Raw genomic sequence first — 23,525 nt, 5'->3', positions numbered from 1 at the left:
GACTCACTGTGGGGTCCCTACAGAAAGCCACCGGGGTCGGCGGGGAAAGATGTGGTCCCGGTGCCCGCGGGCGCGACATGATCGGACCCGACAGGCCACGACAGCAGGGAGACCTCGGTGCCTCATTCCATCGACGAAGCCTTCACGGCACTGCCGCTACGGGCCCTGGCCGACGCCGCGCTCGCCCGCGCGCGTGCGCTCGGGGCCGAGCACGCGGACTTCCGGTTCGAGCGGGTGCGCAGCGCGTCCTGGCGGCTGCGGGACGCCAAGCCCGCCGGGTCGTCGGACACGACCGACCTCGGGTACGCGGTGCGGGTGGTGCACGGCGGGACCTGGGGGTTCGCCTCCGGTGTGGACCTGACGATGGACGCCGCCGCGAAGGTCGCCTCGCAGGCGGTGGCGATGGCCAAGCTGTCGGCACAGGTGATCAAGGCCGCGGGGTCGGACGAGCGGGTCGAGCTGGCGGACGAGCCCGTGCACGCGGAGAAGACCTGGATCTCCTCGTACGAGATCGATCCGTTCACCATCCCCGACGAGGAGAAGACCGCGCTGCTCACCGACTGGAGCACGCGGCTGCTGGCGGCCGCCGGGGTCAATCACGTGGACGCCTCGCTGCTCACCGTGCACGAGAACAAGTTCTACGCGGACACCGCGGGAACCGTGACCACCCAGCAGCGGGTCCGGCTGCACCCGTCGCTGACCGCCGTGTCCGTCGACGAGTCCAGCGGTGAGTTCGACTCGATGCGGACCCTGGCGCCGCCGGTCGGCCGCGGCTGGGAGTATCTGACGGGCACCGGCTGGGACTGGGACGACGAGCTGGCGCGGATGCCGGAACTGCTCGCGGAGAAGATGCGGGCCCCGAGCGTCGAGGCGGGTCTGTACGACCTCGTGGTCGATCCGTCCAACCTGTGGCTGACCATCCACGAGTCCATCGGGCACGCCACCGAACTGGACCGCGCGCTCGGCTACGAGGCCGCCTACGCCGGCACGTCCTTCGCCACCTTCGACCAGCTCGGCAAACTCCGGTACGGCTCCGAGCTGATGAACGTCACCGGTGACCGCACCGCCGAGCACGGCCTTGCGACCATCGGGTACGACGACGAGGGGGTGGCGGGGCAGTCCTGGGACCTGGTCAAGGACGGGACGCTGGTCGGTTACCAGCTCGACCGTCGTATCGCCAAGCTGACCGGCCTGGGGCGCTCCAACGGGTGCGCGTACGCCGACTCCCCCGGCCATGTGCCGGTGCAGCGCATGGCGAACGTGTCGCTCCGGCCGGATCCGGCCGGGCTGTCCACCGAGGATCTGATCGGGGGCGTCGACCGCGGCATCTACGTCGTCGGGGACCGGTCGTGGTCCATCGACATGCAGCGGTACAACTTCCAGTTCACCGGGCAGCGGTTCTTCAGGATCGAGAACGGGCGGATCACCGGTCAGCTGCGGGACGTGGCGTACCAGGCGACGACGACGGACTTCTGGGGTTCCATGGCGGCCGTGGGCGGGCCGCAGACCTATGTCCTCGGCGGTGCCTTCAACTGCGGCAAGGCCCAGCCGGGCCAGGTCGCGTCCGTCTCGCACGGCTGCCCGTCGGCCCTCTTCAGGGGCGTCAACATTCTGAACACCACGCAGGAGGCAGGTCGATGAGCGCGCCCGTCAACAAGGCACACAAGCCGCACGAGATCGTCGAGCGGGCACTCGAACTGTCCCGGGCCGACGGGTGCGTGGTGATCGCCGACGAGTACTCGTCGGCCAACCTGCGCTGGGCGGGCAACGCGCTGACCACGAACGGGGTCACGCGCGGGCGGTCGGTGACCATCATCGCCACGGTCGACGGCAAGGAGGGCACCGCCTCCGGTGTCGTGTCCCGGTCGGCCGTCACCGCGGAGGAACTGGAGCCGCTGGTACGGGCCGCGGAGGAGGCCGCACGAGGGGCCGGGCCCGCCGAGGACGCCCAGCCGCTGGTGACGGGCGTGCAGCCGTCCCCCGACTTCACGGAGCCGCCCGCCGAGACCTCTTCGGCCGTGTTCGCCGACTTCGCCCCGGCGCTCGGCGAGTCGTTCGCACGCGCGCGGGCCGGCGGGCGCGAGCTGTACGGGTTCGCCAACCACGAACTCGTCACCAGCTATCTGGGCACGTCGACGGGGCTGCGTCTGCGGCACGACCAGCCGAACGGCACGCTGGAGCTCAACGCCAAGTCCCCGGACCGTACGCGCTCGGCCTGGGCGGGCCGCTCCACACGGGACTTCAAGGACGTCGACCCGGCGGCCCTGGACGCGGAGCTGGCCGTACGGCTCGGGTGGGCCGAGCGGCGGATCGAGCTGCCCGCCGGGCGGTACGAGACGCTGCTTCCCCCGACGGCCGTGGCCGACCTGCTGATCTACCAGATGTGGTCGGCGTCGGCGCGGGACGCCGCCGAGGGCCGGACCGTGTTCAGCAAGCCCGGCGGCGGCACGCGCATCGGCGAGCGGCTCACCGATCTGCCGCTGTCGCTGCGCAGCGACCCCTACGAGCCGGGGCTGGAGTCGGCGCCCTTCGTGCTGGCCCACTCCTCCGGCGGCGACAGCTCGGTGTTCGACAACGGGCTCCCGCTGAAGGCGACCGAGTGGATCCGCGAGGGCGAGATCGCGCACCTGCCCAGCACCCGGCACAGCGCGGGTCTGACCGGCCTGCCGGTGGTGCCCGCCATCGGCAACCTCATCCTCGACGGCGGCGAGGACCACTCCCTGGAGGAGATGGTCGCGAACACCGGGCGCGGGCTGCTGCTGACCTGCCTGTGGTACATCCGCGAGGTCGACCCGGCGACGCTGCTGCTGACCGGGCTGACCCGCGACGGCGTCTACCTGGTGGAGAACGGCGAGGTCACGGGCGAGGTCAACAACTTCCGGTTCAACGAGTCGCCGGTGGACCTGCTCGGGCGGGCCACCGAGGCGGGGCGCACCGAGAAGACGCTGCCGAGGGAGTGGAGCGACTACTTCACCAGGGCCGCGACCCCCGCGCTGCGGGTGCCGGATTTCAATATGAGCTCTGTCAGCCAGGGCGTATAACCTCGTAGTCGTTCGTGGTCGGCCGCCACCCGGCTGCCGGCCACCATCCGAAGATCATCGAGGAGACACGAGAACCGTGACGGACATCGTCGACGAGCTGAAGTGGCGGGGGCTGTTCTCCCTGTCCACCGACGAGGACGCTTTGCGCAAGGCTCTCGCGGACGGTCCCGTCACGTTCTATTGCGGTTTCGACCCGACCGCGCCGTCCCTGCACGTCGGGCACCTGGTGCAGGTGCTCACCGTGCGCCGGCTCCAGCAGGCCGGCCACCGGCCGCTGGCACTGGTCGGCGGCGCGACGGGTCTCATCGGCGACCCCCGCCCCACGGCGGAGCGCACGCTGAACGACCCGGAGACGGTCGCAGGCTGGGTCGGAAAGCTGCGCGCCCAGATCGAGCCGTTCCTGTCCTTCGAGGGTGAGAACGCGGCCGTCATGGTCAACAACCTCGACTGGACCGAGGGCCTGTCCGCGATCGAGTTCCTGCGGGACATCGGCAAGCACTTCCGCGTCAACAAGATGCTGACGAAGGACTCCGTGGCCCGCCGTCTGGAGTCCGACCAGGGCATCAGTTACACCGAGTTCAGCTACCAGATCCTCCAGGGCATGGACTTCCTCCAGCTCTACCGGAGGTACGGCTGCACGCTCCAGCAGGGCGGCAGCGACCAGTGGGGCAACCTCACGGCCGGCCTGGACCTGATCCACAGGCTGGAGCCGGGCGCGGAGGTGCACGCGCTGGCGACTCCGCTGATGACGAAGGCGGACGGCACCAAGTTCGGCAAGACCGAGGGCGGCGCCGTCTGGCTCGACCCGGAGATGACGACGCCGTACGCCTTCTACCAGTTCTGGCTGAACGTGGACGACCGGGACATCTCGCGGTACATGCGCATCCTGTCCTTCAAGTCCCGTGCGGAGCTGGAGGAGTTGGAGCAGCAGACCCAGGAGCGTCCGCAGGCGCGGGCCGCGCAGCGCGCGCTGGCCGAGGAGCTGACGACGCTGGTGCACGGTGCCGACCAGACGGCCGCGGTGATCGCCGCGTCGAAGGCGCTCTTCGGACAGGGTGAGCTGGCGGAGCTGGACGAGCGGACGCTGGCCGCCGCCCTGTCGGAGGTGCCGCACGCCAAGGTGGCCGAGCTGGCTCCGGTCGTGGATCTCTTCGCCGAGGTCGGGCTGGTGCCCAGCAAGTCCGCCGGGCGGCGCACCGTCAAGGAGGGCGGGGCGTACGTGAACAACGTGAAGGTCACCGCCGAGGACGCCGTGCCGGCGTCGGAGGATCTCCTCCACGGGCGGTGGCTGGTGCTGCGGCGCGGGAAGAAGAACCTGGGCGCCGTCGAGGTGACCGGGGAGTAGAGGCATCTGGGGGCGCGGGGCGGAGCGGCTGCGGTGTTCGCCGTGGTCGCTCATGCCTGCGCGGCGGAGCCACAGCCGGTGGGCACCGCCGCGCGGGTCTCATGCCCCCCGGCGCGGCGCGCGCCTGTCAGGCTCGGTGTTTCCTCTTGCCCAGCGTCGCCATGTAGAGGCTGTCACCGAGGTACACGATCATCACCGCGGCGATCACCTGGAAGATGTGGCGGCTCCAGTCGATGCCCCGGGTCTCCTCGATACCGAAGCCCCGCGCGACGGCGTTGCCGACGACGGCGCCCAGCATGCCGAAGATCGTCGTGAGCCAGAGCGGGCTGTGCTGCTTGCCCGGAATGATCGCCTTGGCCAGCAGGCCGAGCACGAATCCCACGATGATCGCCCACAACCAGCCCATGGCTGCCTCCTCGTACGGCTCGACGTGAGCTGTAGGGCCAGTGTCGACCCGGCTCCTCTACGCCGCATGTCGGGCGGCGCAGTACACGGGACGGCGCATGTCGCCCCCTCCCGGCGTGCGGAGACCCGGTCTCGTAGGCGGCGCACACGCGGCGTAACGTGGGGAGGGACCGGCCTGCCGTTTCACCGGGCGGGACCGGCAGGGGAACGGGCCGGAGCGTCCGATGAAGGCGGGTGGTGGAACGTGATGCGGAAGCAGAGCAAGGCCGAGGTCTTCCGGATCACCGGCGCCCGGCAGGGGCTCGCCGACGACGTCCGGGGCAGGCAGCGACGCTATGTCATCTCGATGTCGGTCCGCACGCTCTCGGTGATCGCCGCGGCGGTCCTCTGGAACGTCGAACGGCACGTCGCCGTCGTCGCACTGGTGCTCGGAATGGTCCTGCCGTACATCGCCGTGGTGATCGCCAACGCGGGACGGGAGAACGCGCCGTCCCTGCCCTCCACGTTCATCGCCCCGCCGGTGCGGCCGATGATCACGCCGCCCCCTGCCGAGGGGTTCGCGGAATCCTTCTCGGAAGACGTCCCGGCGGACTCCGCGGAGAGTCAGCGGAGTGAGCCGCGCGAGAGGGCCTGAGGCGCGGGGATCCGCTCCAAGCGGAATCCCTCCGGCCGCCAACCTCAAGAAAAGCTCAGATCAATCATGTAGTTCCTGTGCCGGGCAGAGGGTCACCCGTGACATACTTCGTACGCGCTCCGCATCCCCCGTCGGAGCGACAGACCGACGCCGGGCAGCTCCCCCCGTGGCTGCTCGGCGTCGCCTTTTCTGCGGCTAGGGTCGACGGGTGAACATCCTCAACGTCCCGGGTTCCGATCCCGTCTCCCCTGTCTGTTCCGCCAAGGGCTGCCGTGCCGACGCGGTCTGGGTGCTCGCCTGGAACAACCCCAAGCTGCACACGCCGGAGCGGCGCAAGACGTGGCTCGCGTGCGAGGAGCACCGGGAACACCTGTCCCAGTTCCTGGGTGTGCGGGGGTTCCTCAAGGACGTCGTCAGGCTGGAGGAGTGGGAGGACCGCGCCTCGTAGCCCGCTGCCGCGCGGTGCGGGCCCTCACCCTCCGATCGCGGACATCGGCCGGTCGGGCTGGACGAACGACGGGTCGTCCAGCCCGGCGCCCGCCTTCTTGCCCCACATGGCCAGGCGCCAGATGCGGGCGATCTCCTCGTCGGGGGCGCCCGAGCGCAGGGCCGCTCTGAGGTCGGTCTCCTCGCGGGCGAACAGGCAGGTGCGGACCTGGCCGTCGGCGGTGAGGCGGGTGCGGTCGCAGGCGGAACAGAACGGGCGGGTGACGGAGGCGATGACACCCACCCGGTGCGGGCCGCCGTCGACGAGCCAGCGCTCCGCGGGGGCCGAACCCCGCTCGTCCTGCCCCTCGGGGGTGAGGTCGAAGCGGGTGCGCAGGGAGGTCAGGATGTCGCCGGCGGTCACCATGCCGTCGCGCTTCCAGCCGTGCTGGGCGTCCAGCGGCATCTGCTCGATGAAGCGCAGTTCGTAGTCGTGCTCGACGGCCCAGGCGAGGAGGTCCGGGGCCTCGCCCTCGTTCAGGCCCGGCATCAGGACCGAGTTGACCTTGACGGGGGTCAGGCCCGCCTCACGGGCGGCTTCGAGGCCCTCCAGGACGTCCTTGTGGCGGTCCCGGCGGGTGAGGGTCTTGAACACGTCGGGGCGGAGGGTGTCCAGGGAGACGTTCACCCGGTCCAGGCCCGCGGCCTTCAGGGCCGTCGCCGTGCGCTTGAGGCCGATGCCGTTGGTGGTGAGGGACATCTGGGGGCGGGGCTCCAGGGCCGCCACGCGCTCCACGATGCCGACCAGGCCGGGTCGCAGCAGCGGCTCACCGCCGGTGAAACGGACCTCGGTGATGCCGAGGGTGCCGACGGCTATGCCGATGAGCCGGACGATCTCGTCGTCGTCGAGCAGGTCGGGCTTCGCCAGCCACTGCAGGCCCTCCTCGGGCATGCAGTAGGTGCAGCGCAGATTGCACCGGTCGGTCAGCGAGACCCTCAGGTCGGTGGCCACTCGGCCATAGGTGTCGATGAGCACGTGGGCCCCCTCCCGCGCCGGATCACTGGTTCCCTGACACCTGCGAGCCTACGTGACACCACTGACGACATCACAGGCCCGATCGCACGAGACACGGCGAGGGGCCGCCGTAGATCCTACGACGACCCCTTCGCGACGCGGCCGCGGCACGCGCCGTGCGGCGGCTCCCGGCGGAGCTAGTGCGCGCCGGTGCCCGTGAGGGACCGGACCTCCAGCTCGGCGTACTTGGCCTCGTCCGGCTTCTCCTTGGACAGCACGGTGCCGAGGAAGCCCATGAGGAAGCCGAACGGGATGGAGATGATGCCCGGGTTCTTCAGCGGGAACCAGTGGAAGTCGACGTCCGGGAACATCGCCTTCGGGTCGCCGGAGACGACGGGCGAGAACAACACCAGGCCGACGGCGACGATCAGACCGCCGTAGATCGACCACAGCGCGCCCTGGGTGGTGAACTTCTTCCAGAACAGGCTGTAGAGGATGGTCGGCAGGTTGGCGGAGGCCGCGACCGCGAAGGCGAGGGCGACCAGGCCGGCCACGTTGAGGTCGCGGGCGAGGGCGCCGAGGCCGATGGAGACGATGCCGATGAAGACGGTTGCCCAGCGGGCCGCGCGGACCTCCTCGGCGCCGGACGCCTTCCCCTTGCGGATGACGTTGGCGTAGATGTCGTGCGCGAAGGACGACGACGAGGCGAGGGTGAGGCCGGCGACCACGGCGAGGATGGTCGCGAAGGCCACCGCCGAGATCGTCGCGAGCAGGATCGCGCCCCACGCCGAGTCGACGCCGCCCAGGTGCAGGGCGAGCAGCGGTGCCGCCGTGTTGCCGGACGGGTTGGAGGCGATGATCTCCTCCTGCGAGATCAGCGCCGCGGCGCCGAAACCGAGGGCGATGGTCATCAGGTAGAAGCCGCCGATGATGCCGATGGCCCAGTTGACGGACTTACGGGCGGCCTTGGCGTTGGGCACCGTGTAGAAGCGGATCAGGATGTGCGGCAGACCGGCGGTGCCGAGGACCAGGGCGATGCCGAGGGAGATGAAGTCCAGCTTCGAGGTGCCGGTCGCGCCGTACTGGAGGCCGGGCTCCAGGAAGGCGGCGCCCTTGCCGCTGTTCTCGGCGGCGGTGCCGAGCAGATCGGAGATGTTGAAGTTGAACTTCAGCAGCACCAGGAACGTAATGAGGAGCGTGCCGCCGATCAGCAGCACGGCCTTCACCATCTGGACCCAGGTGGTGCCCTTCATACCGCCGATGGAGACGTAGACGATCATCAGGACGCCGACGAGGGCGACGATCAGGATCTTGCCGGCGTCGGAGGTGATGCCGAGGAGCAGGGAGACGAGGACGCCCGCGCCCGCCATCTGGGCCAGCAGGTAGAAGATCGACACGACGATCGTGGAGGTACCCGCGGCGGTGCGGACCGGGCGCTGGCGCATGCGGTACGCGAGCACGTCGCCCATGGTGTAGCGGCCGGAGTTCCGCAGCGGCTCGGCGACCAGGAGCAGGGCGACCAGCCAGGCGACGAGGAAGCCGATGGAGTAGAGGAAGCCGTCGTAGCCGAAGAGGGCGATCGCGCCCGCGATGCCGAGGAACGACGCGGCCGACATGTAGTCGCCGGAGACGGCGAGGCCGTTCTGGAAGGCGCTGAACTGGCGGCCGCCCGCGTAGAAGTCGGCGGCGTCCTTGGTCTGGCGGCCGGCCCACACGGTGATGGCGAGCGTCGCGAGGACGAACAACGCGAACAGGGTGATGATGAGCGGCCGGTGCTCGCTGGCCTCGTTGGCCGCGAGGACTGTCTGCTGAACGGGGCTCATGCGCCGCCCTCCATCCGGGACTTGATCGCCTCGGCCTTGGGGTCGAGCTTCGCGGCGGCGTGCCGCGAGTACCACCAGGCGATGAGGAACGTGGTGACGAACTGGGCGACGCCGAGGACGAAGGCGATGTTGATGTTGCCGAGGAGCTTGGTCCCCATGAAGTCGCCGGCGTAGTTGGAGAGCAGGACGTACAGCAGGTACCAGGCGATGAAGGCGACGGTCAGCGGGAAGGCGAACGACCGGTGGGAGCGGCGCAGTTCACCGAACTCGGCGCTTTGCTGGACTGCGGCGAACTCCTCGGCCGAGGGGAGATGGTGCTCTGCCTTCGCTGGGGGCGGTGCGTCGGTTGCCACGGAGTCTCCTCGCTTATCCGCCGCGTTCGCGACGGTGGATGGGGACGATTTCGCCGTCGGATCGGGGGACGGGTCGTTTACGGACATCTGGTCGGCTCTGTTCCTAGCGTGATGGGCGCACGATCGTGCTCGGGCTCCCTGCTCAACGTCACGGCGGCACGGGAGGACCGGTTCAACCATCTGCCGCTGTTTCGAAAATCGATTCGGCGACGGATCGACACAGGCCTGTCGATAAGGGATACCCCTCTACTTCGTTCCCCGGCCCGCCAAGTCATTGCTGGCCAGGGACGGCGGGGGATAGCTTCGGGGCGCACCACCAAGTCATGTACCTGCCCAGGCAGCCGTGTGCCCTGGGCCGGTTTCTTTGAGGATGATGTGGAGACCCCATGGCTCATCTGCGCTCCAGCCGGCGGTTCGCACTCGCGGTACCGGTCGCGCTCTCGCTGACCGCCTCACTCGGCTTCCTGCCGGGTGTCGCCTCGGCGGCGCCGCTCGCCGCAGCCGCCACCGCTAACGCGACCGCGGAGGGCCCGAACCTCTCGTACGTCGTGAACACCAGGACCGACAAGCGCACCATGGCCGAGGTGCAGAAGGCGATCGCCGCGGCGGGCGGCAAGGTCGTCGTGACGTACGACCGGATCGGTGTGATCGTGGTCCACTCGGCCAACCCGGAGTTCGGCGCGACGATCCGTGCGGTGCGCGGTGTGCAGTCCGCCGGTGCCACCCGCACCTCGCCGCTGGCCCCCGCCGGTACGACGGACGAGGGCGCCGTCGACTACCTGACGGACGCGGAGGCCGCGAAGGTGAAGGCCGCCTCGGCGGACATCCCCGACGCCGAGCCCCTCGAGGCGGACCAGTGGGACCTGCGCTCGATCGGCGCCGACAAGGCCGCGAAGATCAACGACGGCAGCACGAAGGTCACGGTCGCCGTCATCGACACCGGCGTCGACGACACCCACCCGGACCTCGCCCCGAACTTCTCCAAGTCCCAGTCGGCCAACTGCGACGGCGGTGTCGCGGACACCACCGAGGGTGCCTGGCGGCCGTACACCGCGGCCGACTACCACGGCACGCATGTGGCCGGTGAGATCGCTGCGGCCCGCAACGGCGTGGGCGTCGCCGGTGTGGCCCCCGGTGTGAAGGTCTCCAGCATCAATGTGACCGACAGGAAGAGCGGGCTGTTCTACGCGGAGAGCGTCGTCTGCGCGTTCGTGTTCGCCGCCGACCACGGCGTGGAGATCACGAACAACAGCTACTACGTCGACCCCTGGCTGTACAACTGCGTGGACGACCCGGACCAGAAGGCCATCGTCGACGCCGTCAACCGGGCGCAGAAGTACGCCACGAGGAAGGGCACCCTGCACCTGGCCTCGGCGGGCAACTCCAACCACGACCTCGCCTCCGACGCGATCGCGGACGCCTCCAGCCCCAACGACACCACTCCGGTCGAGCGCACCATCGACCCGAGCGAGTGCTTCGACGTGCCGACCCAGCTGCCGGGTGTCGTCACGGTGAGCGCGACGGGTGTGAAGAACGAGAAGTCGTACTACTCCACGTACGGCAACGGCGTGGTCGACATCGCCGCGCCGGGCGGCGACCGTCGTTACCAGCTGCCTGACACCCCGTCGAAGGACGGCCGCATCCTGTCCACGATGCCGGAGGGCAAGTACGGCTTCCTCCAGGGCACGTCGATGGCGGCGCCGCACGCCTCCGCCGTGGCCGCGCTGCTGAAGTCGACGCACCCGTGGGCGTCCCCGGAGCAGCTGCAGTGGCTGCTGAAGGCCCAGGCCGACAAGCAGGCCTGCCCGCAGACGTACGACCAGAACGGCGACGGCACCCCGGACGCCGTTTGCGAGGGTGGCCCCCGTGTGAACGGCTTCTACGGGTTCGGCATCGTCAACGCCCTGAAGGCCGTCAAGTAACCGGCCGCCGGGGCGGACCGACACCCCGGCGGGATCGGGTTCCCGCACAGCTCGTACCGCTCATCACGCGAACGAACTGGAGACAGCATGACAGCGCCTCGTAAGCGCTCCCGTCGTATGGCGGCGATCCCCGCGGGTATGGCCCTGGCGACGGCGCTCGTGGTCGTACCGAACGCCACGGCCTCGGCGGCAGAGGTGACCGCCCGGGCCGCGGCCGACGCGACGCAGCTCAGTTATGTGGTCAACGTCCGCCCCGGCCACGGTCCGTCCGCCCAGGTGAAGAAGGCCATCACCGAGGCGGGCGGCACGATCGTGACGTCGTACGACAAGATCGGCGTCATCGTCGTCCACTCCGCGAACGCCGACTTCGCCGGCACGATCCGCAAGGTCCGCGGGGTGGAGTCGGCGGGTGCCACGCGCACCGCGCCGCTGCCCGCTCAGTCGACCACCGATGTCGGCACCCCCAGGGTGCTGACCGCCCAGGAGGCCGCGGCCGCCGAGGCCGCCGACGGTCAGGACCCGCTGGAACCGTTGCAGTGGGACCTGCCGGCCATCAAGGCGGACAAGGCCCACGAGGTGTCCCTGGGCAGCCCCGACGTCACGGTCGCCGTCATCGACACCGGCGTCGACGACACCCACCCGGACATCGCGCCGAACTTCGACCGGAAGGCGTCGGTCAACTGTGTCACGGGCAAACCCGACACGGCCGACGGTGCCTGGCGGCCGGGACCCACGGAGAGCCCGCACGGCACGCACGTGGCCGGTGAGATCGCCGCCGCCAGGAACGGCGTCGGGGTCACGGGTGTGGCACCGGGCGTGAAGGTGTCCGGCATCAAGGTGTCCACCACGGCCGGCTTCTTCTACACGGAGGCCGTGGTCTGCGGCTTCATGTGGGCCGCCGAGCACGGCGTGGACGTCACCAACAACAGCTATTACACCGACCCCTGGTACTTCAACTGCAAGGACGACCCGGACCAGAAGGCGCTCGTCGAGGCCATCACCCGGGCGTCGCGGTACGCGGAGAAGAAGGGCACGGTCAACGTCGCGGCGGCCGGCAACGAGAACTACGACCTCGCGGCCGACGAGATCACCGACCCGGTGTCCCCGAACGACTCGACGCCGTCGGACCGGGTGATCGACCCGTCCGAGTGCCTGGACATCCCGACCCAGCTGCCCGGTGTCGTCACGGTCGCCGCGACCGGCGCGAAGGGCATCAAGTCGTCGTTCTCCAACCACGGTCTGGGCGTCATCGACATCGCCGCACCCGGCGGCGACTCGACCCGCCTGCAGACCCCGGCCCCGCCCGCCACCAGCGGCCTCGTCCTGGGCCCGCTGCCCGGCGGCAAGTGGGGGTACATGGCGGGCACGTCGATGGCGTCCCCGCACGTCGCGGGTGTCGCGGCCCTCATCAAGTCGACCCACCCGTACGCGCCGGCACCGCTCGTGAAGGCCCTGCTGTACGCGCAGGCGGACGCCACGCCGTGCACGGACCCGTACGACATCGACGGTGACGGCAAGGTCGACGCGGTGTGCGAGGGGCCGAAGAACTACAACGGCTTCTACGGCTTCGGCACGGCGGACGCACTGGACGCGGTCACCAAGTAGAGGTCCTCCCCCGAAGAGTGCGTCAGGGCCGGGCGGTCGGGTACCGCCCGGCCCCTTTGCGCTGCCCCGGCGCCGGTGTTGATCGCGTCCACACCGCACAGTGGTCTCATGACGGACACGGGCGCAGACAGGGGTGCGGACAGGGGTGCGGACATGAGCGGGGACACAGGTGCGGGTGCGGGCACGGTCGTGAGCCTTGCCTCGGCGTGGGCGGCGCTGGGCGGCGATCCCGGCCTGCTGCCACGGGTCTCGACGGTCGCACGGGACGGGGCGATGCCGGCTCGGCTTCCGGTACGGGAGCTGGCACGCGCCTGCGTGGGCGTGTGCGCGCTGGCGGCCGCCGAGCTGGGCGCGCGGCGGACCGGGCTCGGGGAGGTGCCGCGCGTACGGGTGGACGACGGGGCGGTGGCCACGGCCTTCGTCAGCGAGCGGCATCTGCTGATCGACGGGCGGGCGCCGGTCGCCTTCGCGCCGCTGTCGCGCTTGTGGCGGACGGCGGACGGCTGGGTGCGGACACACGCCAACTACCCCCACCACCGGGAGCGGTTGCTGTCGGCACTGGGGCTGCCCGAGGGTGATGTGAGTGCCGTCGGGGCGGCGCTCGCCGCACGGTCGTCGCTGGAGGTCGAGGAGGCGGTGTACGCGGCCGGGGGCCTCGCGGTCGCGCTGCGGACGGCGGAGGAATGGGCGGCGCACGAGCAGGCCGCGGCGGTGGCGGCCCGGCCATTGGTCGAGCGCCACCGGGCGGACGTCGCGCACGCGCGTGTGCCGCCCTCCTGGGCCTCGGCGCCTTCGGCACCGTCCGCGTCCTCGGCTTCTGCTTCGGCCCGGCCGGGTGGCACTGCCCTGTTGCCTGCCGCCGGAGTCCGGGTCCTCGACCTGACCCGTGTCATCGCGGGCCCGGTCGCCACCCGGACACTCGCCCTGCTGGGCGCGGACGTGCTGCGCGTCGACCCGCCGGGGATGCCCGAACTCCCCGACCAGCACATCGACACCGGCTTCGGGAAACGGTCGACGGCACTGGACCTGGCCCGCGCCGCCGACCGGCGTGTCTTCGAGGACCTGCTGGCCGCCGCGGACGCCGTCGTCACCGGGTACCGGCCGGGTGCCCTGGACCCGTTCGATCTGTCCCCGGAAGCGCTGATCGCCCGGCGGCCCGGCCTCGTCGTGGCGCAGCTCTCGGCGTGGGGCTCGTACGGGCCGTGGGCCGGGCGGCGGGGCTTCGACAGCCTCGTCCAGGTGGCGACCGGGATCGCGGCGGTCGAGGGTTCGCCGGAGCGGCCGGGCGCGCTGCCCGCGCAGGCCCTCGACCACGGAACGGGGTACCTGCTGGCGGCGGCCGTGCTGCGGTCGCTGTCCGAGCGGTCGGCGGACGGTCACGGACGGGTCGTACGGCTGTCGTTGGCGCGCACGGCGGCGTGGCTCCTGGAGGGCGCCGCACGGGGTGGGGAGACGCATCGCGCCGCTGGCGGCGGGGGTGAGGAGTTCGGCGGGGCGGAGGCGTGGCTCGCCGAACGGGACAGCCGCGTCGGACGGCTGCGGTACGCGCTGCCGCCGGTGTCCTTCGAGGGTGGTCCTGGTGACTGGGCTCGGCCGCCGGGACCTTGGGCGGCGGACGAGGCGGGGTGGAGATGAGGTTCCCGGGGCGGAGGGCTGCGGTGTCCGGGCGCGAGAGGGCGGCGCGCGTCTGAGGCGTGCGCCGCCCCCGCGCTTCTTGGCGCGTGCGCCGCCCTGGGAAGTGGGCCGCGCGGAGTCGTACGTACGGGTGGAATGTCGAACTGACGGCTGCTTTCCGGCACTTGCCCGGTTCTGACGCGACTGGGGGACTTCTCGGGGTGAGCCTGACGAGACGGATGACAGAGGAGAGCGGGGCCCGAAGCCAGGGGGACGGCAGGCGGCCCGTCGGAAAACGTGAGGGACACGGGCAAGGACGCGTGCGGCGGTTGCCGACGGGCGTCGGCCGGGCGGTCGGGCTGCTCCTGCTGGTGGCCGTGGGTGCGCTGATCCCGCTGTTCGGGCCGCGTGCCGCGCTGGACGGCACGGGTGAGGCCGCGGCTCCCGGGGCAGGGGGGATCGCCCTGCTCAGGACCGTGCTGCTGGCCGCGCTGTGCGTACCGGCGGGCGAGTTGTTCGTCGTGTGGCTGGCCCGGCATGTGCCCGGCGCTCCCCGGGAGACGCCACGCGGTTGGGCGGCCGGGGCGGGTGCCGTCGGCTGCGTGGCCGCGCTGGGGCTGGCCTCGGTGGTGGCGACCGGCAACCTCGTGCCGGACTCCCCCGCCGACATGGACGTCGGCGGCCTCCACGAGACGAGGGACGGCCGGCTCGCCCTGCTGGAGGTCAACGCGTGTGCGGCCGCGGCCCTGTGCGCCCGGTCCCGCCGCCCCCTCACCCAGCTGGTGCCGCTGACGGCGCTCGTCGTCGCGGAGGCCCTGCGGGCACACCCCACCACCGAGCACAGCCCGCTCGTCGGCACGGTCCTGACCTTCGTTCACCTGGCGTGCGCCGCACTGTGGGCGGGCGGACTGCTGTCCGTCCTGCGCACGCTGGCCACGCGGGCGTGGCGCGCGACGGCGGAAACGGGGGCCGCGCTGTTGGGCCTCTACGCGCGCGTGGCCGCCGTCCTGCTGGCCCTGGTCACCGCCACCGGGGTGGGGAGCACGCTCCGCCGGATGCCGCCGGGGACGGTCCTCGACCAGCTGACGGAGACGGCGTACGGGCGCGCCCTGCTCACCAAGACGCTCCTCGTGGCCGCCGTCGCCGCCCTCGCTCTCCGGGCCCGGATACGGCTGCGCCGCCTGACCGACCCGCTCGACGCCTGCGCTCCCGCACGCGCCGAACTGATGGTCCTGGGCGTGGTCGTGGCGGTGTCGGCCCTGCTCACCGCGCTGCCGGCACCGATCCGCTGGTGAGCGCCGGCTGCGGGGAGCCCAGCGTCCTGAGGACTCCCCGCGCCAGGAGGTACTGGGCGGCGAGGTACATGAACATGATCCACAGGTCGGGGCGCGGGAGCCGCGGCCACTCGGCCACCCCGGTCGCGATGAGCATGTCCGACAGCACGAACAGCGCGCCGCCGACGCCGGCGACGACCCCAAGCCGGGCCGCGGAGCACGCCATCGCCGTCAGCAGCGCGCTGTAGCAGGCGACCGGCACGCGCAGCTCCGCCGGCAGACCGGGCCACAGGCTCGCGACGGCGACGACCAGGGCGACGGCGTACACGGCGGGCAACACGCAGGCACGCGCGCGTGTCCCCCTCCCCACCGCATCGCTCGGGGCGCTCACCTGCCGCGCCCGCTTCCCGAACAGGACGAGGTAGCAGACGTGGCCCGCGGCGAAGGAGCCCATCCCGGCGAGGAACGCGGGGTCGGCGTCGGAGAGGAGGAGGACGTCGCCGCCCCACCCGAAGAGGAGGGCGGCGATCAGTGGCCGGGGTCCGCCGCGCGCGTGGACGTACGCGGCGAGCAGCGGCATCAGCAGCGGCTTGGCGACCAGGTGCCCGGGGGTGAACCCGACAGCGAGGGAGCCCAGGTCGACGGCGGCGGCGATGCCGAAGCAGCCGAGGGCGATCTGTCCGCTGTCGCGTCTCACGCGACGGTCTCCTTGACCGCCGGCTGCTCCTCGACGGCCGCGCGCCGTGCCGCCGGCCCCCAGCCGGGCCCCCTGAAGACCCGCCCGGCCCGCTCGCTCCAGCTCCGCGCCGCCCTCAGGTCCTTGGCGATGGCGGCGTACTCGTGGGTGGCGACCCGCAGGGGGTTGTAGGTGTCGATGTTCTTGGTCAGCCCGTAGACCGGCCGCTCGGTCTCCGCGACGAAGGACCCGAACAGCCGGTCCCACACGATGAGGATGCCGCCGAAGTTGCGGTCGAGGTAGCCGCCCTGGGAGGCATGGTGGACCCGGTGGTGCGACGGCGTGTTGAACACGAACTCGAAGGCCGGGTGCAGCTTGCCGATCCGCTCCGTGTGGATCCAGAACTGGTACACGAGGTTGGCCGACGAGCAGAAGGCGAGCGCCGCCGGGTGCACACCGAGGGCGATGAGCGGGATGTAGAACGGCCATACGGTCCAGGTGGTCCAGGGCTGCCGCAAGGCGGTGGTCAGGTTGAACTTCCGGCTGGAGTGGTGCACCACGTGGCAGGCCCACAGGATCCGGACGACGTGGTGGCCCCGGTGCGACCAGTAGTAGAAGAAGTCCTGAGCGAGCAGCATCAACGGGACCGTCCACCACAGCACGGGCACGCGCAGCGGGGTCAGCTCGTGGATGGCCGTATAGACGGCGACAATCGGGATCTTCCACAGGAAGTCGAACACGAGACTTCCGAGCCCCATGCCGACGCTCGTCGCGGCGTCCTTCGCCTCGTACCCGGCGGCATCCTCGTCCGGATGGAGCCGGTAACTGATCACCTCGATCACGGTGAGCAGCACAAACGCGGGCATCGACCACAGCACGACATCGGGCAGGTTCGGCATGTTGGCACCGTAGAACCGCTGGTGAGCTGGGGCTAGACGTTGTTACTGACAAGTATTCCCAGTGGTACGCGCTTGCTTCTTGGTGTCCTTCACCAATCCGGCGGGCATGGTCGGGGGGCGGCCCGCCACGCGGAACCGCGGCCGGCCACGAACGCGGCGCGCACCCGATGACCCGACCTCAAAACTCCTTCCCGCCGGCCGGACATCGGTGCTGCCTCACCATCGGGTGACAAGCTGTCAGTCGTGGCCCGTATCCTCAGGGACCATGCTCGATGACCTTTCGACCGCGGCGTCGCCGGCTCCCTGGCCGACCGCGTATCCGCAGGGATACGCGGTCGTTGACGTGGAGACGACCGGGCTGGCCCGGGACGACCGGATAATCTCCGCCGCTGTGTACAGACTGGACGCCCGGGGCGAGGTCGAGGACCACTGGTACACGCTGGTGAACCCGGAGCGGGATCCGGGGCCGGTGTGGATCCACGGACTGACGAGTGATGTGCTCGAAGGGGCGCCGCTGTTCCCGGATATCGCGCAGGAGTTGTCCTCGCGGCTCGCCGACCGCGTACTCGTCGCACACAACGCGGTGTTCGACTGGTCGATGCTCGCGCGGGAGTACGCGCGCGCGAAGACCCAGGCGCCGGTGCGGCAGCGGCTGTGCACCATCGCGCTGTCGAAGGAGCTCGGGCTGCCGCTGCCCAACCACAAGCTGGAGTCGCTCGCGGCCCACTTCGGCGTCGTACAGCAGCGCGCCCACCACGCGTTGGACGACGCGCGGGTGCTGGCGGAGGCGTTCAGGCCCAGTCTGCACGCCGCCGCGAGCCGGGGTGTGCGGCTGCCGCTGCTCGAGTGCCGGCCGCTGACCGAGTGGTCCGCCTCGCCGAGGATCGGACGGCAGGCGTCCGGCGGCCACTCCCCGTCCGGTGGTTACGGAGCGGGCAGTTGGCGGCCCTCGCGCAAGCGGCCCCCGTGCCCGTACCCCAACCCCGGCCGGTACGAAGAGGGCAAACCTCTCAAGCAGGGCATGCGGGTGGCGTTCTCGGGGGACACCTCGGTCGACCGGGAGCTGTTGGAGGACCGTGCGGTGGAGGCGGGGCTGCATGTGGCGACGAGTCTGTCCCGGGTGACCAGTCTGCTCGTCACCAACGACCCGGACTCGGGTACGTCCAAGACGGTCAAGGCACGGCAGTACGGGACGCCCGTGATCGACGAGGCGGCGTTCGGTCAGCTGCTGCGGGACGTGGAGCCCGCCGCCGAGGAGTGACACGAGCGTACGGGTGATTGACGGGCGACTCGCCCGCGGTCCGCTCGCCCGTGCCGCGTCGGCGCCGCACCCTGTGGCGCATGGCACGTTGTGAAGTCTGCGGAAACGACTACGGCATGACGTTCGAGGTGCACGCGCAGGGCGCGGTGCACGTCTTCGACTGTTTCGCCTGCGCGATCCACCGTATGGCCCCCATCTGCGAGCACTGCCGGGTGCAGATCATCGGCCAGGGCGTCGAGGTCGAGGGCCACTGGTACTGCGGCGCCCACTGCGCGCGGGCCGAGGGGAGGGTGGGGATCGTCGACAAGGTCTGACCCGTCCGCCGGGCGAGGGCCGATCCCGGCACGAGCACACACACCCGCCCGAACGCGCCCCACGACCGAGTTGTACGGTCGTGGGGTGTACCGCTTCCTGTTGTCCCGGCAGTGGGTGATCCTCACGCTGCTCGCGCTCATCCTGATCCCGACGATGGTCAGGCTGGGCTTCTGGCAGATGCATCGGTACGAGGAGCGCTCCGCGCGGAACCAGCTCGTCGCCGACGCGCTGGCCGCGAAGCCGGTGCCCGTGGAGCGGCTGACGTCCCCGGGGCACACGGTCACCAGCGCCGAGCGCTACCGGACCGTGACCGCGCAGGGCCGCTTCGACACCGACGACGAGGTCGTCGTCCGCCGTCGCACCAACGCCGACGACGAGGTGGGCTTCCACGTCCTGACGCCGTTCGTCCTCGGCGACGGCAAGGTCCTGCTCGTCAACCGCGGCTGGATCCCCGCGGACGGGCCGAGTCAGACCGCGTTCCCGAGGATCCCCGCGCCGCCCGCCGGTGAGGTCACCGTCACCGGGCGGCTGATGCCCGACGAGACGACCGAGGCCAGCGGGATCAAGGACCTCAAGGGCCTGCCGGACCGGCAGGTCATGCTCATCGACAGCGGGCAGGAGGCCAGGCGCCTCGACGCCCGGGTGCTCGGCGGCTACGTCGCCCAGACTGCGCCCGAGCCGAAGGGCGACACCCCGGAACTCCTCGGCAGCCCCGGCGACGAGAACGCCGCGCTGAACTACGCGTACGCCCTCCAGTGGTGGCTCTTCGCCGCGGCCGTCCCCGTCGGCTACGTCATCCTCGCCCGCCGCGAGCGCCGCGACCGCGAGGCGGCCGCCGCCGAGCAGGCGGATGAGGCAGAGGAGGCGGAGGAGGAGACGACGCCCTCTTCCGCGTAGCGGCGCCGCCGCGTCACCGCCCCGTCGCTCTGTCCCGCCAGTACCGGAACGTCCGTTCCGGCTCGGGGAGGAGGTCCCAGGGGTGGGGGGTCATATGGCGGCCGAGGCGCTGGAAGACGGGGGCGGCCTCGTCGGGGCGGTGGGCGCGGGTCAGGGCGAAGGCCAGGATGTTGAGGTCGGCGACGGCCTCCGCGTGCGGCGGTGTCCCGGCGTCGAACCAGTTCCTCAGCGCCAGGTCGATCTCGTGGACCGCCCGCGGCTCGTTCCAGTTGCCGCCCGTCCCCAGGGACTCCAGCGGTGTGTCCCCCTGGCGGTGGGCCATGAGTTCCACACGGGCGGAGACGGGGAGCAGGGCGAGCGGTGAGCCGTGCGGGGCGCGGACGGCGGCCTGCCAGGCGAAGTCCATCATGTCGGGGACCGTGCCGTGGCCGCGCGGAGAGAGGTAGCGCAGCAGCCGGTGGTAGGACGTGCGCAGCCAGGGTGCCCGGTTGACCGCCTCCGTCCACACCGGCACCGCGTCCTTGACCGGTACGGCGCAGGTGTGCATCAGCGACAGCAGGGCCAGCCAGGGGGTGGGGTCCTCGGGGCACGCCTCGGTGGCGCGGAGGCACAGGTGCTCGGCATGGCGTACGGCGGCGTGGTCGGCGGCCGGTGCCCGGTCCACCTCGACGAAGGCCCGCAGGACGAGGGCGTCGCCGTCCGTCGGGCGGTCGGCGATCCAGCGTTGCGAGACGGCGGCGGGCAGGCGCCGGGCCAGTACGGCGATCCGGTGCGCCCGGCGGTCCCAGTCCCGGCCCGTGGTGCGCAGCAGGCCTGCCACCGGTTCCCAGACGGGCCGGGTGCGGCCGGCGCCGAGGCCGTGCAGCTGCTGGGCGGGCCGCATTTCGGTGAGCGTGGCGTGCAGGGGGTCGTCGTCCAGTTCGGGGCGGATCAGCAGGGCGGGGCGGCGTCTCAGCATCGTGGGCCGGCTCCGGTCGGGGCGAGAAGGGTCCGTCAGGGGTGAGGAAGGTCGGCCCGCTGGGGGCGGGGAAGGGGGTGGGCGTCACGGGTCGCCGGGCGCCCGCGCACGTCATGGCGGGGGAACGCTGTGGGCCGGCGGGTACGGGTGGTTCGTGGTTTCTCGCGCGGTTCCCCGCGCCCCCCACCCACCCGCACCCGCCGGCGAGCGGGCCCCCGATGGTGCGGACGGGCGGGGGTTTCCCTCCCCCGCCCCAGCTCGCTCAGGTACGCGTCAGCAGCAGCGGCCCTCCGGGTGCTCCTCCCGGCGGCGGGTCCGCAGGACGTCGTACTCCCTCCGCGTCGGCACCGGCACCCCGGCGTGCCGGAGGCGGTGCCGCTCGCAGTAGCGGTCGTACTCCGCCTCCCCCGTCAGCTCCCGGAGGTACCAGCGCACGGTCCGTGCCCAGCGGCGGACGTCCGGGGCGGTCACTGGCGGGCCCCTACCAGTTCCTCGCCGGAGCGTTCGGGCAGGTCGATGCGGGACTCGACGTACGGGGCCTCCGTCGTCGGGAGCGCGGACGGGGAGCGTACGGCGCGCACACAGACCACCGTGCAGTTGACCAGGACCGTGAGGACGAGGAGGAGGAAGATCGCCATGATCACGCCGTCGACCGTGTTGTTGAGGACGATGGTGTGCATGTCGTCCATGGTGGTGGCGCCCGGCAGGAGCTCACCCTTGTCGATGGCCGCCGCGTACTTGTCACGCAGGGCGAAGAAGCCGATCGCCGGGTTGTCCGAGAAGATCTTCTGCCAGCCCGCGGTGAAGGTGACGGCCACGTCCCACGCCAGCGGGATACCGGTGACCCAGGCCCAGCGGAGCTTGCCGGACTTGATCAGGACGGTCGTGGTGACGGCGAGGGCGACCGCGGCGAGCAGCTGGTTGGCTATGCCGAAGAGGGGGAAGAGCTGCTTGATGCCGCCGAGGGGGTCGGTGACACCGGCGTAGAGGAAGTAGCCCCAGGCGCCGACGACCAGGGCGCTGGTGATCCAGATGCCCGGCTTCCAGGTGACCCGGCCGATCGGCTTCCAGACGTTGCCGAGCATGTCCTGGAGCATGAAGCGGCCGACGCGGGTGCCGGCGTCCACCGTGGTGAGGATGAACAGCGCCTCGAACATGATCGCGAAGTGGTACCAGAAGGCCTTCATCCCGGCGCCGCCGAACACTCCGGCGAAGATCTCCGACATGCCGACGGCGAGGGTGGGCGCGCCGCCGGAGCGGCCGACCAGGGTCTCCTCCTCCACGGCCTTGGCCGCCGCGGTGAGCTGCTCGGGGGTGATGGTGAAGCCGAGGTTCTTCACCGCCTCGGCGGCGGTGTCGACGGTCGGGCCGAGCAGCGCGGCCGGGGAGTTCATGGCGTAGAAGAGGCCGGGCTCCAGCACACAGGCGGCGATCAGGGCCATCACGGCGACGAAGGACTCCGTGAGCATGGAGCCGTAGCCGATGAGCCGGACCTGGGACTCCTTCTGGATGAGCTTCGGGGTCGTACCGGAGGAGACCAGGGCGTGGAAGCCGGAGAGGGCGCCGCAGGCGATGGTGATGAAGAGGAACGGGAAGAGGGAACCGGCGAAGACCGGGCCGGTGCCCGTGTGGGCGAACTCGGTGACGGACTCGGCCCTGAGGTTCGGGGCGGCGATCACCACGCCGACGGCCATCAGGGCGATGGTGCCGACCTTCATGAAGGTGGAGAGGTAGTCGCGCGGGGCGAGCAACATCCACACGGGGAGCACCGAGGCGACGAAGCCGTAACCGACCAGGCAGAAGACCAGGGTCTCGGGGCTCCAGACGAAGTACTCGGCGAGGGAGGAGTCCTGGATCCAGCCGCCGCCGAGGATGGCGAGCAGGAGGAGGGCGACACCGATGAAGCTGGTCTCGACGACCCGGCCGGGGCGGAGGTAGCGCAGGTAGAAGCCCATGAAGAGGGCGATGGGGATGGTCATGGTGACCGAGAAGGTGCCCCAGGGGGACGCGGCGAGGGCGTTGACGACGACCATCGCGAGGACCGCAAGCAGGATGATCATGATGGCGAAGACGCCGATCAGCGCGGCGGCGCCGCCCACCTTGCCGATCTCGTCACGGGCCATCTGGCCGAGGCTCTTGCCGTCCCGGCGCATGGAGAGGAAGAGGACGATCATGTCCTGGACGGCACCGGCGAAGATGACGCCCGCGATGATCCAGATCGTGCCCGGCAGATAGCCCATCTGCGCGGCCAGGACGGGGCCGACCAGTGGGCCCGCGCCGGCGATCGCGGCGAAGTGGTGGCCGAACAGCACCCGCTTGTCGGTGGGGTGGTAGTCGACGCCGTCCTCCAGCCGTTCGGCGGGGGTGGCGCGGGTGTCGTCGACCCGGAGGACCCGGCGGGCGATGAACCGGGAGTAGAAGCGGTAGGCGATCGCGTACGAGCCGAGGGCCGCCACGACCAGCCAGACGGCGGAGATCTCCTCGCCCCGGGAGAGGGCGAGCACGGCCCAGCCGATGGCGCCGACGAGGGCGACGGTGATCCAGATCGCGAGGGATCTCGGTGACATTCGGGACTTCTCCGGCGCGGTGCGGCCGGATTCGGGCACGGCTGATGTGGGCATGGCGGCTCCTGACCTCAACGGGTGTGCGGCAAGAAAGACGGAGAGAGGAAGGCAAGAAGGAGGTGCGGCTCAGCGAGGGCGGTATCGGCGCCGGTATCGGTGCCGGTCTCGCTGTCGGTCTCGCTGTCGGTCCGTCAGCGCGTACGCCGCGAGCAGGCAGAGGCCGCATCCCGGCACCCAGGCGAGCTGGTACCAGTAGAAGAACGGCGTCCCGGCCAGTCGCGGCTCGGCACCGGCGTACCAGGGGACCCACAGCAGGCCCGCGGCGGGCGCGAGGAGCAGTACGGCGATCGAGACGCGCCGTAGCCGGTGATGACCGGTCCGTGGCATGACCTGCGCTCCTCTCCCGCTTCCTGTGGGTCTGTGCAAGAGTTGCCCACCCGCCCGGATCGGTTGACAGCGAATTTCCACGAGATTCCGCGAAATTTCCTCCGGGATCCG

Annotated in this window: 22 protein-coding genes; 12 read left to right on the top strand and 10 right to left on the bottom strand. The window is 71.1% G+C overall.

Translation table 11 applies throughout. The annotated features are described in order from the left end of the window. The first annotated feature begins 117 nt into the window (after window positions 1-117). The 3 genes from ACZ43N_RS10140 (at window position 118) to tyrS (ending at window position 4,386) form a co-directional block, all read left to right on the top strand. The gene (locus ACZ43N_RS10140; protein WP_468096406.1) at window positions 118-1,641 is read left to right on the top strand and encodes a TldD/PmbA family protein; all 1,524 of its coding nucleotides are present in this window, start codon (window positions 118-120) and stop codon (window positions 1,639-1,641) included. Continuing rightward, window positions 1,638-3,041, top strand: a complete 1,404-nt coding sequence (locus tag ACZ43N_RS10135) for a metallopeptidase TldD-related protein (protein ID WP_468096405.1) — start codon at window positions 1,638-1,640, stop codon at window positions 3,039-3,041. Before ACZ43N_RS10140 ends, ACZ43N_RS10135 begins: the two co-directional genes overlap by 4 nt. Window positions 3,042-3,117: 76 nt before the next feature. Beyond that, on the top strand, window positions 3,118-4,386 hold the full coding sequence (tyrS, locus tag ACZ43N_RS10130) for a tyrosine--tRNA ligase (RefSeq protein WP_468096404.1): 1,269 nt from the start codon (window positions 3,118-3,120) through the stop codon (window positions 4,384-4,386). A 127-nt stretch (window positions 4,387-4,513) separates the two neighbouring features. On the opposite strand, the gene ACZ43N_RS10125 is transcribed toward tyrS, so the two are convergent. Further along, window positions 4,514-4,792, bottom strand: coding sequence for a GlsB/YeaQ/YmgE family stress response membrane protein (locus ACZ43N_RS10125; protein WP_468096402.1), 279 nt, complete (start codon window positions 4,790-4,792; stop codon window positions 4,514-4,516). 246 nt (window positions 4,793-5,038) lie between these two features. Here ACZ43N_RS10125 and ACZ43N_RS10120 point away from each other — a divergent pair, with 246 nt between their 5' ends. Next, window positions 5,039-5,425 carry a DUF3099 domain-containing protein gene (locus tag ACZ43N_RS10120; protein ID WP_468096401.1) on the top strand — a complete coding sequence of 129 codons (387 nt, stop codon included), beginning with the start codon at window positions 5,039-5,041 and terminating at the stop codon, window positions 5,423-5,425. Between the two features lie 208 nt (window positions 5,426-5,633). Next, a complete protein-coding gene (locus ACZ43N_RS10115) occupies window positions 5,634-5,873 on the top strand; it encodes a hypothetical protein (RefSeq protein ID WP_468096400.1) in 240 nt (79 codons plus the stop codon). 24 nt (window positions 5,874-5,897) lie between these two features. Here the strand turns inward: ACZ43N_RS10115 and moaA are convergent, their stop codons facing one another. From moaA to ACZ43N_RS10100, 3 genes are all read right to left on the bottom strand, one after another. Continuing rightward, window positions 5,898-6,887 carry a GTP 3',8-cyclase MoaA gene (moaA, locus tag ACZ43N_RS10110; RefSeq protein WP_468096398.1) on the bottom strand — a complete coding sequence of 330 codons (990 nt, stop codon included), beginning with the start codon at window positions 6,885-6,887 and terminating at the stop codon, window positions 5,898-5,900. 176 nt (window positions 6,888-7,063) lie between these two features. Then, entirely contained in the window at window positions 7,064-8,689 is a 1,626-nt protein-coding gene (locus tag ACZ43N_RS10105) for a solute symporter family protein (RefSeq protein WP_468096396.1), read from the bottom strand. Further along, complete coding sequence (locus tag ACZ43N_RS10100; protein WP_468096394.1) at window positions 8,686-9,042, bottom strand: DUF485 domain-containing protein; 357 nt, start codon at window positions 9,040-9,042, stop codon at window positions 8,686-8,688. Before ACZ43N_RS10100 ends, ACZ43N_RS10105 begins: the two co-directional genes overlap by 4 nt. Before the next feature lie 386 nt (window positions 9,043-9,428). Between ACZ43N_RS10100 and ACZ43N_RS10095 the strand changes: the two genes are divergently transcribed. The 4 genes from ACZ43N_RS10095 to ACZ43N_RS10080 all read left to right on the top strand — a co-directional run bounded on the left by ACZ43N_RS10095 (window position 9,429) and on the right by ACZ43N_RS10080 (window position 15,478). Further along, window positions 9,429-10,964 (top strand): S8 family serine peptidase, encoded by a 1,536-nt coding sequence (locus tag ACZ43N_RS10095; protein ID WP_468096393.1) that lies wholly within the window; start codon window positions 9,429-9,431, stop codon window positions 10,962-10,964. Between the two features lie 87 nt (window positions 10,965-11,051). Beyond that, window positions 11,052-12,569 (top strand): S8 family peptidase, encoded by a 1,518-nt coding sequence (locus tag ACZ43N_RS10090; protein ID WP_468096392.1) that lies wholly within the window; start codon window positions 11,052-11,054, stop codon window positions 12,567-12,569. 153 nt (window positions 12,570-12,722) lie between these two features. Beyond that, entirely contained in the window at window positions 12,723-14,204 is a 1,482-nt protein-coding gene (locus ACZ43N_RS10085; protein WP_468096391.1) for a CoA transferase, read from the top strand. A 218-nt stretch (window positions 14,205-14,422) separates the two neighbouring features. Next, a complete protein-coding gene (locus ACZ43N_RS10080) occupies window positions 14,423-15,478 on the top strand; it encodes a CopD family protein (protein WP_468096389.1) in 1,056 nt (351 codons plus the stop codon). Here the strand turns inward: ACZ43N_RS10080 and ACZ43N_RS10075 are convergent. Continuing rightward, on the bottom strand, window positions 15,447-16,154 hold the full coding sequence (locus tag ACZ43N_RS10075) for a lysoplasmalogenase (protein ID WP_468096387.1): 708 nt from the start codon (window positions 16,152-16,154) through the stop codon (window positions 15,447-15,449). The genes ACZ43N_RS10080 and ACZ43N_RS10075 overlap by 32 nt on opposite strands. After that, window positions 16,151-17,032 carry a sterol desaturase family protein gene (locus ACZ43N_RS10070; RefSeq protein WP_468096385.1) on the bottom strand — a complete coding sequence of 294 codons (882 nt, stop codon included), beginning with the start codon at window positions 17,030-17,032 and terminating at the stop codon, window positions 16,151-16,153. The genes ACZ43N_RS10075 and ACZ43N_RS10070 overlap by 4 nt, the downstream gene beginning before the upstream one ends. 265 nt (window positions 17,033-17,297) lie before the next feature. Here ACZ43N_RS10070 and ACZ43N_RS10065 point away from each other — a divergent pair, with 265 nt between their 5' ends. From ACZ43N_RS10065 to ACZ43N_RS10055, 3 genes are all read left to right on the top strand, one after another. Further along, a complete protein-coding gene (locus ACZ43N_RS10065) occupies window positions 17,298-18,293 on the top strand; it encodes a DEDDh family exonuclease (protein ID WP_468096383.1) in 996 nt (331 codons plus the stop codon). An 80-nt stretch (window positions 18,294-18,373) separates the two neighbouring features. Next, window positions 18,374-18,607 (top strand): hypothetical protein, encoded by a 234-nt coding sequence (locus ACZ43N_RS10060; protein WP_079049939.1) that lies wholly within the window; start codon window positions 18,374-18,376, stop codon window positions 18,605-18,607. A gap of 85 nt (window positions 18,608-18,692) precedes the next feature. After that, window positions 18,693-19,505, top strand: coding sequence for an SURF1 family cytochrome oxidase biogenesis protein (locus ACZ43N_RS10055; RefSeq protein ID WP_468096381.1), 813 nt, complete (start codon window positions 18,693-18,695; stop codon window positions 19,503-19,505). Between the two features lie 13 nt (window positions 19,506-19,518). Here ACZ43N_RS10055 and ACZ43N_RS10050 read toward each other — a convergent pair whose 3' ends face one another. From ACZ43N_RS10050 to ACZ43N_RS10035, 4 genes are all read right to left on the bottom strand, one after another. Further along, the gene (locus ACZ43N_RS10050; RefSeq protein WP_468096379.1) at window positions 19,519-20,463 is read right to left on the bottom strand and encodes a hypothetical protein; all 945 of its coding nucleotides are present in this window, start codon (window positions 20,461-20,463) and stop codon (window positions 19,519-19,521) included. Between the two features lie 273 nt (window positions 20,464-20,736). Continuing rightward, entirely contained in the window at window positions 20,737-20,934 is a 198-nt protein-coding gene (locus tag ACZ43N_RS10045; protein WP_468096377.1) for a YbdD/YjiX family protein, read from the bottom strand. Continuing rightward, the gene (locus ACZ43N_RS10040) at window positions 20,931-23,084 is read right to left on the bottom strand and encodes a carbon starvation CstA family protein (RefSeq protein ID WP_468096375.1); all 2,154 of its coding nucleotides are present in this window, start codon (window positions 23,082-23,084) and stop codon (window positions 20,931-20,933) included. The genes ACZ43N_RS10045 and ACZ43N_RS10040 overlap by 4 nt, the downstream gene beginning before the upstream one ends. Before the next feature lie 69 nt (window positions 23,085-23,153). Continuing rightward, window positions 23,154-23,414, bottom strand: a complete 261-nt coding sequence (locus ACZ43N_RS10035) for a DUF3311 domain-containing protein (RefSeq protein WP_468096373.1) — start codon at window positions 23,412-23,414, stop codon at window positions 23,154-23,156. Window positions 23,415-23,525: the final 111 nt, after the last annotated feature.

This window comes from Streptomyces sp. NPDC030814 (assembly GCF_055572155.1).
This window is presented reverse-complemented; position numbering and strand designations above follow the sequence as displayed.

Bases quoted from the DNA above. Each gene is read 5' to 3' on its own strand.
- ACZ43N_RS10135 (WP_468096405.1), top strand. From the start codon at position 1,638: ATGAGCGCGCCCGTCAACAAGGCACACAAGCCGCACGAGATCGTCGAG.
- ACZ43N_RS10125 (WP_468096402.1), bottom strand. From the start codon at position 4,792: ATGGGCTGGTTGTGGGCGATCATCGTGGGATTCGTGCTCGGCCTGCTG.
- ACZ43N_RS10120 (WP_468096401.1), top strand. From the start codon at position 5,039: ATGCGGAAGCAGAGCAAGGCCGAGGTCTTCCGGATCACCGGCGCCCGG.
- ACZ43N_RS10105 (WP_468096396.1), bottom strand. From the start codon at position 8,689: ATGAGCCCCGTTCAGCAGACAGTCCTCGCGGCCAACGAGGCCAGCGAG.
- ACZ43N_RS10095 (WP_468096393.1), top strand. From the start codon at position 9,429: ATGGCTCATCTGCGCTCCAGCCGGCGGTTCGCACTCGCGGTACCGGTC.
- ACZ43N_RS10090 (WP_468096392.1), top strand. From the start codon at position 11,052: ATGACAGCGCCTCGTAAGCGCTCCCGTCGTATGGCGGCGATCCCCGCG.
- ACZ43N_RS10085 (WP_468096391.1), top strand. From the start codon at position 12,723: ATGAGCGGGGACACAGGTGCGGGTGCGGGCACGGTCGTGAGCCTTGCC.
- ACZ43N_RS10080 (WP_468096389.1), top strand. From the start codon at position 14,423: ATGACAGAGGAGAGCGGGGCCCGAAGCCAGGGGGACGGCAGGCGGCCC.
- ACZ43N_RS10070 (WP_468096385.1), bottom strand. From the start codon at position 17,032: ATGCCGAACCTGCCCGATGTCGTGCTGTGGTCGATGCCCGCGTTTGTG.
- ACZ43N_RS10065 (WP_468096383.1), top strand. From the start codon at position 17,298: ATGCTCGATGACCTTTCGACCGCGGCGTCGCCGGCTCCCTGGCCGACC.
- ACZ43N_RS10060 (WP_079049939.1), top strand. From the start codon at position 18,374: ATGGCACGTTGTGAAGTCTGCGGAAACGACTACGGCATGACGTTCGAG.
- ACZ43N_RS10050 (WP_468096379.1), bottom strand. From the start codon at position 20,463: ATGCTGAGACGCCGCCCCGCCCTGCTGATCCGCCCCGAACTGGACGAC.
- ACZ43N_RS10040 (WP_468096375.1), bottom strand. From the start codon at position 23,084: ATGCCCACATCAGCCGTGCCCGAATCCGGCCGCACCGCGCCGGAGAAG.
- ACZ43N_RS10035 (WP_468096373.1), bottom strand. From the start codon at position 23,414: ATGCCACGGACCGGTCATCACCGGCTACGGCGCGTCTCGATCGCCGTA.